At 67.4% G+C, this 13087-nt stretch carries 15 protein-coding genes and 1 pseudogene; 4 read left to right on the forward strand and 12 right to left on the reverse strand.

What is annotated here, in order from left to right; translation table 11 throughout:
- Together Mrose_RS15920 and Mrose_RS15925 are read left to right on the forward strand one after the other, a co-directional pair.
- The coding region (locus Mrose_RS15920; protein WP_119279936.1) for a zinc-binding dehydrogenase at nt 1-740 on the forward strand (740 nt) is incomplete at its 5' end.
- A 9-nt stretch (nt 741-749) separates the two neighbouring features.
- Nucleotides 750-1196: a hypothetical protein gene (locus Mrose_RS15925; RefSeq protein WP_119279938.1), complete on the forward strand. Its 447-nt coding sequence runs from the start codon at nt 750-752 to the stop codon at nt 1194-1196.
- Here Mrose_RS15925 and Mrose_RS15930 read toward each other — a convergent pair.
- The 4 genes from Mrose_RS15930 to Mrose_RS15945 all read right to left on the reverse strand — a co-directional run bounded on the left by Mrose_RS15930 (nt 1193) and on the right by Mrose_RS15945 (nt 5225).
- Complete coding sequence (locus Mrose_RS15930; protein ID WP_119279940.1) at nt 1193-1621, reverse strand: cytochrome P460 family protein; 429 nt, start codon at nt 1619-1621, stop codon at nt 1193-1195. The genes Mrose_RS15925 and Mrose_RS15930 overlap by 4 nt on opposite strands.
- Nucleotides 1622-1736: 115 nt before the next feature.
- On the reverse strand, nt 1737-2753 hold the full coding sequence (locus Mrose_RS15935) for an aldo/keto reductase (protein WP_119279942.1): 1017 nt from the start codon (nt 2751-2753) through the stop codon (nt 1737-1739).
- Between the two features lie 227 nt (nt 2754-2980).
- A complete protein-coding gene (locus Mrose_RS15940; RefSeq protein WP_119279944.1) occupies nt 2981-4288 on the reverse strand; it encodes an acetyl ornithine aminotransferase family protein in 1308 nt (435 codons plus the stop codon).
- Nucleotides 4289-4301: 13 nt separating this feature from the next.
- Nucleotides 4302-5225 carry a DUF1338 domain-containing protein gene (locus Mrose_RS15945; RefSeq protein WP_119279946.1) on the reverse strand — a complete coding sequence of 308 codons (924 nt, stop codon included), beginning with the start codon at nt 5223-5225 and terminating at the stop codon, nt 4302-4304.
- Between the two features lie 200 nt (nt 5226-5425).
- On the opposite strand from Mrose_RS15945, the gene Mrose_RS15950 reads away from it, so the two are divergent.
- Nucleotides 5426-6103 (forward strand): GntR family transcriptional regulator, encoded by a 678-nt coding sequence (locus Mrose_RS15950; RefSeq protein WP_182482873.1) that lies wholly within the window; start codon nt 5426-5428, stop codon nt 6101-6103.
- Nucleotides 6104-6283: 180 nt separating this feature from the next.
- On the opposite strand, the gene hisG is transcribed toward Mrose_RS15950, so the two are convergent.
- The 7 genes from hisG to Mrose_RS15985 all read right to left on the reverse strand — a co-directional run bounded on the left by hisG (nt 6284) and on the right by Mrose_RS15985 (nt 12230).
- Nucleotides 6284-6946 (reverse strand): ATP phosphoribosyltransferase, encoded by a 663-nt coding sequence (gene hisG / locus Mrose_RS15955; protein ID WP_119279950.1) that lies wholly within the window; start codon nt 6944-6946, stop codon nt 6284-6286.
- A 147-nt stretch (nt 6947-7093) separates the two neighbouring features.
- Nucleotides 7094-8281: a trans-sulfuration enzyme family protein gene (locus tag Mrose_RS15960; protein WP_119279952.1), complete on the reverse strand. Its 1188-nt coding sequence runs from the start codon at nt 8279-8281 to the stop codon at nt 7094-7096.
- An 81-nt stretch (nt 8282-8362) separates the two neighbouring features.
- Nucleotides 8363-9079: a winged helix-turn-helix transcriptional regulator gene (locus Mrose_RS15965; RefSeq protein ID WP_220452351.1), complete on the reverse strand. Its 717-nt coding sequence runs from the start codon at nt 9077-9079 to the stop codon at nt 8363-8365.
- 30 nt (nt 9080-9109) lie between these two features.
- A complete protein-coding gene (locus Mrose_RS15970; RefSeq protein ID WP_119279954.1) occupies nt 9110-10207 on the reverse strand; it encodes an ATP phosphoribosyltransferase regulatory subunit in 1098 nt (365 codons plus the stop codon).
- 23 nt (nt 10208-10230) lie between these two features.
- Entirely contained in the window at nt 10231-10809 is a 579-nt protein-coding gene (locus Mrose_RS15975; RefSeq protein ID WP_119279956.1) for a peptidylprolyl isomerase, read from the reverse strand.
- A gap of 9 nt (nt 10810-10818) precedes the next feature.
- Nucleotides 10819-11436 carry a peptidylprolyl isomerase gene (locus Mrose_RS15980; RefSeq protein WP_119279958.1) on the reverse strand — a complete coding sequence of 206 codons (618 nt, stop codon included), beginning with the start codon at nt 11434-11436 and terminating at the stop codon, nt 10819-10821.
- A gap of 122 nt (nt 11437-11558) precedes the next feature.
- On the reverse strand, nt 11559-12230 hold the full coding sequence (locus tag Mrose_RS15985; RefSeq protein ID WP_119279960.1) for a GntR family transcriptional regulator: 672 nt from the start codon (nt 12228-12230) through the stop codon (nt 11559-11561).
- Nucleotides 12231-12382: 152 nt separating this feature from the next.
- Here Mrose_RS15985 and Mrose_RS15990 point away from each other — a divergent pair, with 152 nt between their 5' ends.
- Nucleotides 12383-12826: a hypothetical protein gene (locus tag Mrose_RS15990; protein WP_119279962.1), complete on the forward strand. Its 444-nt coding sequence runs from the start codon at nt 12383-12385 to the stop codon at nt 12824-12826.
- Nucleotides 12827-12863: 37 nt separating this feature from the next.
- On the opposite strand, the pseudogene Mrose_RS15995 reads toward Mrose_RS15990, so the two are convergent.
- A pseudogene (locus Mrose_RS15995) lies at nt 12864-13087 on the reverse strand (Ig family protein); the annotation flags it as partial.

Raw genomic sequence — 13087 nt, forward strand, 5'->3', positions numbered from 1 at the left:
GGCTGAGGGTGGGCCAGCGGGTGGTGGCCTTCCCGGTGGGTGGCTCCTACGCCGAGGAGGTCCTGGCCCAGGCCACCCTGACCTATCCCCTCCCCGACGACCTGCCCGACGAGGCCGTCGCGGGCCTCACCGTGCTGGTCACGGCGTACAACGTGCTCACCTGGGCGGGTCGGCTGCAAGCGGGTGAGCGCGTGCTGGTGCAGGCGGCGGCGGGAGGGGTGGGCAGCACGGCGGTGCAACTGGCCCGCTCCCTGGGGGCAGGACAGGTCATCGGGGTGGTGGGGAGCGAGGCCAAGGCCGAGGTGGCGCGGCGACTGGGAGCCCAGGCGGTGATCGTGGGGTACGAGGGCTTCGCCCAGAAGGTGCTCGAGCTGACCCAGGGCGCGGGGGCCGACCTGATCCTCGACTCGGTCTCGGGGCCGGTATTCGAGGAGGGGATGAGGTGCCTGGCCCCCTTCGGGCGGCTGGTGGTCTATGGGCACGCGGGCGGGCAGGCCGGCAGCTTCGAGACGCGCCCCCTGCATCGGCAGACCAAGGCGGTCATCGGCTACAGCAGCGGGCACTACCGGCGCTCGAGGCCCGAATTGCTCCGACCCAGCGTCGAGGCCGTGCTGGGGCACCTGCGGCGGGGAGAGGCGCAGTTGGAGATTGGCGCGCGCTTTCCCCTGGAGAAAGCCGGCGAGGCCCATACCCTGGTGGAGAGCCGCCAGAGCGTGGGCAAGGTCCTGCTCTATCTGTGAGGGGGCGGCATGATCCGGCTTCGAGCCACCGTACTGCCAGGGCACGGCGTAGCTTCGGGCCGCTCGGGCAACCCGCGCTTTCCGGGTGGAACCATCGCCATGCAGAAGCCCTTTTTCCTCGAGCGCGGTCTGGACCTCAGCCCCTTCCACCCCGGCACGCTCAACCTCTCCATCGCGCCCTGCCGCTACCGGGTGGTGCAAGCCAGGCACACCTTTCGCAACCTCAAGTGGGCCGAGGCCGAGCCGCCGGAAGATTTCTCCTTCTTCGATTGCCGCCTCCTCTGGAGGGGGCAGGCTTACGAAGGGCTGATCTACTACCCCCACCCCGAGACCAAGCCCAAACACTTCCAGCCCCCCGACGTGCTCGAGGTGCTGGCCCCGCGCCTGGAGGGGCTGGGGTACGGGGATGTAGTGGGGCTCGAACTCGACCCCGCCCAGATCACCGTGGACTGCTAGGGCCGGGTGAACAGGTAGTCCTTGGCCTTCGCGCCCGTGTGGCAGCCCACGCAAAGCTGCTGCTTGCCGGGCCCGCCGAACTTCAGTACGTATTTGCCGCCTTCGGGTAGGTATTCCTCGTAGTACCAGCCGCCGGCGCGTTTTTCCATCACGGCGATGAGGCTAGGCGCGTCGGCTGGCCCCGCAGTCTTGACCACGATGCTGCCCACGGGCAGCGCCTTGCCGCTCTTCCACTCCCTGGCGGCGAGGGGGTTGGCGTAGACCACCTTCGGCTGCCCGGCGTGAGGGCCGCCGGCGGGCAGGCCCTTGTCGGCCACCACTTCCCACCTGCCGTACTCGGCATACCTGGGTGGAACCCCGTTCAGGCCGGCTGCCAGGGCCAGCATCAGCGCTACTACCGCTGCACTCAATAGCCGTTGCTTCATCTCCAGCCTCCTGCCGGTCTTTATGCAGCGCAAGGGAATTGGGATGGCCCGATCTCCCACAGTCGTGCAGCTTCTGTGATGGTAGCGTCCAGCCGGGCCAAGTTTTGGCTCCGGCTCAAATTTCCCTTTCGGTGCGGGAGAGGGGCCAGCTCGAGACCTCGTTGAGCGCGGCGATCTCCTCGCTGCTGAGTTGCAAGCTGGCGGCGGGCATGAGGTCGGCGAGCTGGGCCACGCTGTTGGCGCCGACGATGGGCGCGGTTACGTAGGGTTTGGAAAGCAGCCAGGCCAGGGCCACCTGGGCAGGGTGGGCGCCCCGGTGGCCCGCGATCTCGAGCACCTTGTCCAGGATGCTCCAGTTCTGCTCGTTCATGCGGTTGCTGGCGATGCCCTGCGCCCGCACGCTCTGCGGCAGCTCCTCCCCACGCCGATACTTGCCGGTGAGGAAGCCGCCCGCCAGCGGGCTATAAGGGATCACGCCCAGGCCGTAGGCCTCGCAGACCCGGGCGATCTCGCGCTCGAAGTTGGCGCGGGTGGGCTGCACCAGGGAATACTCCGGCTGGATCGAGACGAAGGCTTCATAGCCGTGCTTGTCGGAAGCCCACAGGGCCTGCATCAAGCGCCAAGCCGAGAAGTTCGAGCAGCCGATGTAGCGCACCCAGCCCCGGCGCACCAGGTCGGTGAGGGCCGAGAGAGTTTCCTCGATGGGGACCTGGTTGTCCACCCAGTGCACCTGATAGAGGTCGATGAAGTCGGTTTGCAGGCGGCGCAGGGAGTCCTCGGCGGCGCGCAGGATCCACTTGCGCGACAGGCCCTCGCGCTGAAGGGGATGGTTGCGCCCCTCGGAGCCGTTCTGACCCATGGGCCCACGCACCTTGGTGGCGATCAGCACCCGGTCGCGGTTGCCCCGGCTCTTCATCCAGCGCCCGATGATCTCCTCCGAGACCCCGCCTGGGTTGCCCGCCGTCCAGTTGGAGTAGATGTCGGCGGTGTCGATGAGGTTGCCCCCCGCCTCCACGAAGGCATCCATAACGGCGTAGGAGGTCGCCTCGTCGGCGCTCCAGCCGAACTGCATGGTGCCCAAGGCGATGGGGTGGACGAAAAGGCCGCTCTTGCCGAGTCTGCGGTAGCTCATGGGCGGGATTGTACCCCCAGGAAGGGAGGGGAGCAGGATGGTTGGGTTACAAAGGGCGGTCAGCTATCAGCTGTCAGCGAAAGGCCCGTGGCTTGTAGCTCGTGATTTGTGGTGAAAGAACCCCCTGGCCCCCTTGCAAGAGGGGTGACAAGGCGCTTTGCGTCTTGCGTATTGCGTACGACGTAAGACGTACGACCCGCGCCCGGCTATTGGCTATCGACCATCCCTCAAGCCTTCGTCGGCTCGAGCACCTCCTCCAACGCCTCGGCTAGGAGTTCTACGGCGGTGTCGGCTTCTTCGCGGGTCAGGATCAGCGGGGGGGCCAGGCGCATGGCGCTAGGACCGGCGCCCAGCACCAGCAGGCCCTTTTCGTAGCAGCGCTGCACCACCTTGTCGCGCAGGGCGGGGTCGGGGGTCTTGGTCTGCGGGTCGGCGACGAACTCGAGGCCGATCATCAGACCCATCCCGCGCACGTCGCCCAGGCGGGGGAAGCGGCCTTGCAGCATGCGGAGCTTGCCCATGAGGTACTCGCCCACCGTGGCGGCGTTGTCCATCAGGCCCGCCTCGAGCAAGTCCAAGGTGGCATGGGCGGCGGCCACACTCACGGGGTTGCCGCCGAAGGTGGTGCCGTGGGCTCCGCTGGGCCAGCTCGAGAGCTCCTCGCGGAAGATCACCGCCGAGAGCGGGTAACCCGAGGCCAGCCCCTTGGCCATGACCACGATGTCGGGCTTCACGCCCTCGTACTCGGCGGCCAGGAAGCGCCCGGTGCGGCCCGCGCCGGTCTGCACCTCGTCGAGCACCAGCAGGATGCCGTGCTCATCGCAGACCTCACGCAGCATCCTGAGGAAGCCCTGCGGCGGGACGATGTAGCCGCCCTCGCCCTGGATGGGCTCGACGAAGAGGGCGGCCACGTCCTCGGCGGGGACGGTGTGCTGGAAGAGGGAGTCGAGGCCCTCACGCAGCAGCTTCAGGCCGTCGGGGTGGCGGTAGGGGTTGGGGTAGGGCAGGTGGCTCACGCCGGGCACCAGGTTGCCGAAGCCCTTGCGGTACTTGCTGTTGGAAGCCGTGAGCGAGAGCGCCCCCATGCTGCGTCCGTGGAAGCTGCCGCTGAAGGCCAGGAAGAAGGGCCGGCGGGTATGGTAGCGGGCCAGCTTCATTGCGGCCTCGATACCCTCGGTGCCGGAGTTGCCGAAGAAGACCCGGTAGCCCCCGCCCAGCTTGCCGCTCAGCCGCTCGGCCAGCGCGATCTGGGGCTCGGAGGGGATCACGGCGAAGCACAGGTGCTGCAATCGGGCGGCCTGCTCGCTCACGGCCTGTACCACCTTGGGGTGGGCGTAGCCGGTGGTGTTGACGGCGATCCCGGCCATCAGGTCGAGGAAGCAGTTGCCGTCGACGTCCCACACCCACACCCCTTGGCCGCGCTCGGCCATCACAGGGTAGCCGCGGGCGTTGGAGGTGGAGAGCACGGCCTTGTCGCGCTCGAACAGGGCTTTGGCCTTGGGGCCGGGGAGGGGGAGTTTGACGGAGGGTTTCATGGGGAACTCCTGCTCACTGCCGCACCGCGGTCTGGTGGGAGTAGGTGCTCTCGAAGATCTTGTCGGCATTGCCAGCCTCGAAGCCCTCGCGGCGGTGTTCGCGGCGCAACTCGGACTTGGGCAGGTGGGCGAACTGGGGCAGGGGCTTGCGCTCGGCGAACTCCACGTAGGAGCCCGAGATCTTGTGCTTCTCGCCGCCCGCGAACTCGGCCTCGATCATCTCGGCCACGGTCGAGCTCTGGATCAGCAGGCCGTCGGGGCTGACCTTGGCCTTGCCGCCTGCGGTGTTGAGCTTGAAGCCGTGGCGCTCGAGGAAGGCGTTGAAGGCAGGGATGGTGTCGTAGCCCTCGGGCAGGTTGTGCACGCTGATGGTGTAGTGGTTGAGGTAGTAGCGGTTGTAGATGACCCACGCCGCGTACTCGCTCTCCTCCTGAAGCCGCTGGTAGTCGCTCCAAGTCGGCAGCCGCCACAGCGCCTTGTGCAAGAACTCGTCCACCTGGCGCCAATCGTCGAGGTCGAGCGCGTCCACGGGGTCGCTCTTCACCTCGTCGGTGTAGGAGGTGATGATGGCCTGGGCGGTGGGGGAGAGGTCATCGACGCGCAACTCGCTGATGAAGATGCGGGGGAAGGCGGGGCTGGGTGGGCTGTACCAGTGGGCATTGAGCTTCTTGGCCTCGAAGTTGTAGCGGTCGCGGCGGGTGTAGCCGTAGTGCAGGAAGATCTTCTCGAGCGAGGCGATGCCAAGCTGGGGCACGCCCATGGTGCGGAAGGCGATGTGGTCGTTCTCCACGTCCTCGGGGCGGGCGATGAGGCCCTCTTGGATCATGGCCTGGAGGATGGCGGGCACGTCGGGCACGCGCTCCTGGTAGCGGCGCATCAGGCCGTCGAGCACGGCTTGGAGGGTCTCGAGCTTGGCGGTCTGGGACAATTGGCTCATGTGTATAATTGTATACAATATTGGGGGCGTGCGGTGTCAAGTTTGGGAAGCCGGGCGCAGGGATCGTACGTCCTATGTCCTACGTCGTACGTCTTACGTCGTACGCAAAACGCTAAGCGCAAGATGCTAAACGCCAAATGCCTTAGGCCGGGGAAACCGCAGACAGGAAGCTGAAAATGGCGATAGGATTGAGCCAGCGTATGGACCTTGGACGGCTCGCCAAGACCCTGGGACAGCGCAGCCAGACCACCCCCGAGACGGTGGCGGCGGTGCTGCGCGAGGCCATCGCCAAGGGCATCCTGCGGGCGGGCCAGCCCTTGCGGGGGGAGGACATCGCCCAGCAGATGGGGGTCAGCCGCATCCCCGTGCGCGAGGCGCTGCGGCAGCTCGAGGTCGAGGGGCTGGTGCACTACTACCCCAACCGCGGGGCCTTCGTCGCCGACCTCGACACCGAGCAGATCCGCGAGATCTACGAGATCCGCATGATGCTCGAGGTCGGTGCGTTACGCCGGGCAGTCCCCCGGCTGGGGCCCGCCCAGTTGCACAAGGCCCGGCAACTGCTCGAGGCCACCGAGGCCGCCGAGGACGGCGGGGAGTGGGGGCGGCTGGAGGTGGAGTTCCACGAGACGCTCTACGCCTTGGAGGATCGCCCCCGCTTAGCCCGCATGATCGACAACCTGCTCAACATCGTCGACCGCTACTGGCACATGCACGGCCTCACCCTCAAGCACCGCGCGGTCTTCGAGCGCGACCACCGCGCCCTCTGGCAAGCCTGCCATGAGGGCGACGTGGAACGGGCGGTGGGGCTACTGGAGGAGCACCTCGAGCGCTCGGCGAATCTGCTGATTGGAGAACTCGAGGCTAGAGCGCTGAAGTAGGCGCGCACGCAAGATGCCCAACGCCAAACGCCGAACGCTTGCGGTGTGTGGCTCGTGGCTTGCGGTTCGTCGAGGGTCTAGGGTCGAGGGCCAAGGCGTACGACGTACGACGTAGGACATGCGTTTTGCATCTTGCGTAGGACATACGACGTAGACCCGTGCCCAGCGTTTCGCACCTCCCTACCCCTCCGCCAACGCTTGGCTCTGCTGTCGCAACCGCTCGATCAGGGGCCGCAGGAGGTCGCTCTTGAGCTTCAGGGCCTGCCGATTGACGATGAAACGGGTGGTGGAGTGGGCCAGCACCTCGACTTCGACCAGGCCGTTGGCCCGGATGGTGGCTCCGGTGGAAACCAGGTCCACGATGGCGTCGGCCAAGCCGGTGAGGGCGGCCAGCTCGACGTTTCCGGCCAGCTCGATGATGTCGGCCACCAGGCCCCGCTCGCGGAAGACGCGGGCGGTGAAGTTGGGGTACTTGGTGGCCACCCGGCGGATGGGGCCGGTGTTGTCGGGGTGACGGATCAGCGAGAGGCGGCAATACCCCGTGCGCAGGTCCACGGGCTCGTACACGTCGCGCCCGCTCTCCAGCAGCACGTCCTTGCCCACCACGCCGGCGTCGGCGATGCCCAGGTCCACGTAGAGCGGCACGTCGGCGTTGCGCAACTCGAGGATGGCGACCCTGCCCTCCTCGCCGTGGATGAGGGCTCGCTCAGCCCCGAAGGGGGGTAGCTCCAGCCCCTCGGCGTGCCAGGCCTCGAGCGCGGCCCGTTGCAAGGCGGCGTAGCCGTCCTTGAGGTTGCGTCCTTTGGGCAGCGCCAGCGTCAGCGCGTACTTCCCGCGTATCATCCTTACAAGCCTATCAAATGGCGCCCATGGCGTACGACCCAATGGCCTTCTTGGTAGATATCGAGCCAATCCAAGACGCGAAGCTTCCCGCGGGGTACTTCCCCCAACGGATTTACCTCATAACCTGGAGTACTTAGCTACCGGCTGTCAGCTATCGACCAGGGTAGTGGCCGTGGCCCGCTCGAGGGCCTGCTCCAGGTCGGCGATGAGGTCATCGGGGTCTTCGATGCCGATGGAGAGCCGTACCAGGCCCTCGGTGATGCCGTGGCGTTCGCGCAGGGCGGGCTCGAGGAGTTGGTGGGTGGTCGAGGCGGGGTGGGTGGCCAGCGACTCCACGTCGCCCAGGCTCACGGCCTGGGTAAAGAGCTCCAGGCTGTTCAGGAAGGCGCCCGCGGCCTCGCGGGAGGGCAGCTCGAGCGAGACCAGCCCACCGAAGCCCTGCATCTGCCGCCGCGCGACGGCGTGACCGGGGTGGCTCGGCAGGCCGGGGTAATGCACGCGGCGGACGGTGGGGTGCTTGGCGAGGTACTCGGCTACCCGCAGCGCTCCCGCGCAGTGCGCCTCCATGCGCAGGGGCAGGGTCTTGAGGCCCCGCAGCAGCAAGAAGGCCTCGAAGGCCCCCAGCGCGCCTCCCAGGTGGCGCAGGCCCTCCATCCGTACCGCGTCGATGAGTTCCTTCGGCCCGGCCAGCACCCCGCCCAGGGCGTCCCCGTGCCCGCCCAGGTACTTGGTGGCCGAGTGCAGCACCAGGTCGATCCCGAACTCGAGGGGCCGGGTCAGGTAGGGCGTGGCGAAGGTGTTGTCCACGCAGGAGAGGATGCCGTGGGCCCGGGCGACGCGGGCCACTTCGGCCAGGTCGTAGATGCAGAGGTTGGGGTTGGTGGGGGTCTCGAGGTAGATCAGCCGGGTGGCGGGGGAGAGCCTGGCCTCCAGGCGCTCGACGTCTCCAGCATCGGTGGCGATCACCCCGAACTTTTGCAAGGTCTCGAGGAAGAAGCCCTCGGTGCCGCCGTAGAGCGGGGCCAGGTACACCACCTCGTCGCCCGGGCGCAGCAGGGTGAAGGCCAGAGCGCTCACCGCCGCCATGCCGCTGCTGAAGGCCACCGCGTCCTCGGCGCCCTCGAGGCTCGCCATCTTCTCCTCGAAGGCCCGCACGGTGGGGTTGCCGATGCGGCTGTAGATGAAGCCGGCCTCCTCCCCCTCGAACAGCCGGGCCCCGCGCTCGAAGGAGCCGTAGGCGAAGGTCGAGGTGCTGTAGACGGGCGTGGCGTGGGCGCCCGTCAGCGGGTCGGGGCGCTGGCCGGCGTGCACGGCGCGGGTGCGGAAACGTTTCATGTTTTAACCTCTGCCCCCATCTTATCGGGTCGCGTGAGGGAAGGGTGTCCTCAAAAGACCGCTTGGGGCTGTAGGCGCTTCTCAGGAAGGCCCTGCCGCAGGGGGGGCCACCGGCTCGGGCAGCTTGAAGAGGCGCAGGAAGCGCCTGGCCAGCTCCTCGTCGCCGTGAACGGTCAGCCGGCCCGAGGCCACGGCCTCCGCGAAGGACTGGCCGCCGAAAGCCAGCCCTCCCAGCGTGGCTACGTCGCCCTCGAGCACCGCGTCGGGCCGCTCGGCCCGGCCCCGCGCGATCTCGAGCTGGCCCCCCGCGACCCGGACCCGGAAACACTCGGCGGCGAGGCGCAGCTCGTACGTCGCCTCCAGGCCCTCGGCGGCCGGGGGATGGAACATCGTCTTCATGGCGGTGACGAGCGTGGCGAGGCTGATGGGGGCCTCGGCAGGCTGCCAGGGCGAGCGGGCTCCCCAGCGCCCGAGTTGCTGCAGGATGGGCTCGAGCTCATAGCCCCACTCGCTCAGCTCGTAGACCCACACTCCCGCAGGGGGTGGCAGCTTTTGCCGCCGCACCACCCCGATGGCCTCGAGGTCTTTCAGTCGCCGGGAGAGCACGTTGGGGCTGATGTGGGGCAGCCCGGCCTGCAGGTCGCTGAAGCGCCTGGGGCCCAGCAGCAGCTCGCGCACCACCAGCAGCGCCCAGCGCTCGCCCACCAGGTCGAGGGCGTGGGCCGCCGCACAGCCGTCGTCGTAGGAGCGCTTGCCGGACATCTCCTCCAGGGTAGCCATCATCTCTACGGCAGGCATAGCCCCAAGTTGCAATTTAGGAGTACAAGCTCAGGCTTCCTCGAGCCTCCCTTCCAGCGCGATGAAGGGGATTCCCCGCTCCCTGGCGTAGTGGCGCAGCGCGGTGAGGTCGTCGGTCCAGGCCAGCTCGACCCGCTTGCCCTCGGCCCGCAGGCGGTGGGCCATCTGGCGGTCCAGGGCCAGCACGTCGGGGACTCCGGCCTCGCTGGGGAGGCGCAATGCCTCCATCACCCGCTCCAATCCCACCGTGAAGCCGCAGGCCTGCGGCAGCAGCGTACCGTCGTAGCGGCCCCCGCCCAGGAGGGGCAGGCCGAAGTCCTGGGTGTAGGCCTGGAAGTTGATCCCGGTGTAGTAGTCGAGGCGGCGGGCGCGGCCTAAGTCGAGGAGCAGCGGAACGTCGGGCAGGAGGCTGAGGGTGGCCTCGAGCCAGTCCAAGTCGGCTGTGGCCTTGTCAGTGAGGCTCAGCTCGCGGGCTTTTTGCAAGACCTCACGCCCGCCGTACAGGTCGGGCAGGGCCAGGATGGTCGGGGCGAGGTTCTCGCTCACCCGGTAGGCCTCGAGCAGGCTCGAAAGCTCGGGGATGTTCTTGTGGTGGATGGCCTGGCGCAGGGTCTCGATCTGGGCGCCGCTCAGCCCGGTGCTCTGAAGCAAATCCCGTACCAAAGAGGGCAGCCCCACCTCGATCCTGGCTTCCGCGAAGCCCAAGGCCCGCAGGGCTTCCCAGGCCAGCTCGAGGATTTCCGCGTCGGCCCGGGGGCTCGAAACCCCGATGAGCTCGATGCCGAACTGGGTGTACTCGCGCACCCGGCCCAGCTCGGCGTCGGCCTCGCGCAGCCAGACCTGACCGGCGTACTGCATGCGCAGCGGGTAGCGCTCGGGCGGGAAGGCCAGGGTCATGTTCGCCAGCGCGGAGGTGAAGTCCGAGCGCAGCGCCAGCACGTCGCCGGTCTTGTCCACCAGCTTGAAGGAGCGCTCGGCCAGCACGTGGTGGGGGTCGTAGAGCTCGAGGGCCGGGAGCTCGACCAGCTCGTACCCCCAGGTGTGGAACAGCTCGGTGAGCCGCCCGGCCAGTTCGCGCCGCAGCCGGGCTTCGGGAGGCAGGTAGTAGCGGGTGCCTTCGGGGATCATCGCGGATGGCTGAGAACACAAAGCTATCGGCTATCCGCCACGGGCTCTTTGCTCTTTGCCAGGATCTTCACCGACACGATCTTATCCCGCGCCTCTCCACGCGCCGGGTTGGCCACCCCTTCGGTGGGGGCGATGGCCTCGACTACCTCCATGCCCTCGACCACCTGGCCGAAGATGCTGTACTGCTGGCTGAGGTGGGGGATGGGGGCGAAGGTGATGAAGAACTGTGAGCCGTTGGAACCCGGATCCTGGGTGCGGGCCATGCCCAGGCGACCCTTCTGGTCGTAGTTGAGGTGAGGGGCGAGCTCGAGGCCGAAGCGGTAGCCCGGCCCGCCCGTTCCAGTACCAGTGGGGTCGCCGGTCTGGGCCACGAAGCCCGGAATCACCCGGTGCCATACGATGCCCTCGAAGTAGCGGTTGAGCGCCAAAAACACGAAGGAGTTGACGGTGACGGGGGCTTCTTTGGCGAAGAGCTCGACCCTGAAGCGGCCCTTGCTGGTTTCAAACTCGGCGAAATAGTCGTATTTGTCGGGCTCGATGACCTGCTGGGGCTGGCTGAAGTGCTGCTTAGGCCGATCCGATAGGTAATCCAGTGCTTGCATGGGGGCCTCCTACTTGTTCCTGACCAGAATCCGCACGCTCTTGATCCGATCGCGCTTATCGGGGTTTACGGCTTTGGGGCCCTCGGTGGGGGCCAGATTGCCCAGCACGTCGATGCCCTCGGTCACCTGGCCAAAGATGGTGTACTGCCCGTTGAGGATGGGGGTGGGCTGGTAGGTGATGAAGAACTGCGAGCCGTTGGAGCCTGGGTCGAAGGTGCGAGCCATGCCCACCACTCCCGCCCGATCGTACCTGAGCTTAGGGCTGACCTCGAGCCCGAAGCGGTAACCCGGCCCGCCCGCGCCCGTGCCGGTGGGGTCGCCGGTCTGGGCGATGTAGTCGGGGATGACCCGGTGCCACACGAGACCGTCGTAGAAGCGGTTGAGCGCCAAAAACACGAAGGAGTTGACGGTGACGGGGGCTTCGCTTTCGTAGAGGTCGATCAGCACCTTGCCCTTCTTCTCGATTTCGATCTGGGCGAAGTAGTCGAACTTCTGGGGCTCGATGACCTGCTCGGCTCGCGTGAACTCGCGCAGGGGCTTGTCGGAGCGGTACTCGAGGGGCCGCAGGGCGCGGTTGCCGCAACCGGCCAGGGCCAGGACGCCCACGAGACACACGAGCCAGCGCATAGCTGTGCCAGTTTATACCAGCGAGGGGTGTACGCGTAGGTCCCCGGCGGTCGATGGCCAAACGCCCAAAGGCCGCGGCTCGCCCCTTTCACCCCCTACCCGCCTTCGTTGACGGCGGACCATTAGCGCAAGGCCCGAGCCTTACCCTCCCCCAGCAGGACGCTGCCCCACTCGGTATCCTCCAGGCTCTCCAGCAACGCCTTGTGTGAGCGCTCGAGGTGCCGCTCGATGAGCGCGGCGGCCTCCTCACCCCTGCCCTGCTGCACCAGCTCGATCAGGCGGGCGTGGTCCTCGCGGGCGTGATCGACCCCCTGGGGGCGGGTGATCTCGAGGAAGCGGGCGCGGTAGATGCGCGAGAGCACCTGGGCCAGCGACGAGACCAGGAAGCGGTTGCCCGAGAGCCGGGCCAGGGCCAGGTGAAAGTCGGTGGCCTTCTCGAGTTCGACCTCGGGATCGAGTTCGGTCTCGAGGGTCGCCAGCAGTTCCCGGATTTCCCGGGCCTTGGGCTTGCGCCGGGCCGCCATGCGCACGGCGGTAGTCTCCAGCAGGCTGCGGAACTCGAAGGCCTCACGCAGTTCGTCGAGGTCGATGGGGGCGACGGTGTACACCCGCCCGGTGCGGCGCACCAACCCCTCGCGGGCGAGCTGCTGGATGGCCGCCCGGATGGGCGTGCGCGAGACCGAGAGCAGTTCCTCGAGCTTGCGCTCGACCAGGGCTTGGCCCGGTGGCAGCTCCAGCGACAGGATCGAACGCCGCAGCCGGCGGTAGGCTTCGTCAGTTTGAGGTGCGACCATGTGTAGGTATGGTATTCCAAGCTGGTATACCAAGTAAAGGTTCTACGGTCGAGCGCCAGGGGTGGAGGGCTGGGGGCTCACGGTTATCGGCCTTCAGCATTTTGCGTTTTGTCCCCTTGCACTGTTCGAGCCTCGTTCGTTAAGGTGCGTGCATGTACGAACTCGTCCTCGCCTTGCACAACCTGGCCCGCTGGCTGGTGCTGGGGGTCGCGCTGGCACTCATCGTCCGCGGCGTTCTGGGGCTGCGCCAGGGCAGCTATACCGCGACCGACCGCCGCCTGGGGGTGATCTACACCGGGCTGATGGACCTGCAACTGCTGCTGGGCTTGATCCTCTTCGGCGTCAGCCCCTTCATGCGCGGCCTCTTCGCCAACGCCCCGGCGGCCATGCAGCAGGGCTCGAGCCGCTTTTTCCTGGCCGAGCACTGGGTGTTGATGCTGCTGGCGGTAATCCTGGCTCACATCGGCAGCAGCCGCGTCAAGAAGCTCGAGGGCGATAGGCTCAAGCACCGCCAGAGCCTGATCTTTTACGGGCTGAGCCTGGTGCTGGTGCTGCTGGGAATTCCCTGGTGGCGTCCGCTGCTGCCGCTGGGATAGATGTGAGCGGCGGGATGTTTTTCCTACCCGCCATTGCTCAGGGGTTCGAGCCCCCCTCTTCGTCGGGATTGCCCTCGTCCTGCGGGGGCTGGGGAGGGGCGGTCTCCCCCGGTTTGGGCTGCGCCGGAGGGGTTTCCTTTTTGTCGGGCTTGGCGGCGGGGTTGCCCACGCTCTTCCAGGCATACGAAGCCCGCAGGGCCTCGAGGTCCTTGGCATCGACCACGTTGTCCTTGTTGAGGTCGCCCGGCAGGGTCTGGGGAG

This window comes from Calidithermus roseus (genome assembly GCF_003574095.1).
Classification (GTDB): domain Bacteria; phylum Deinococcota; class Deinococci; order Deinococcales; family Thermaceae; genus Calidithermus; species Calidithermus roseus.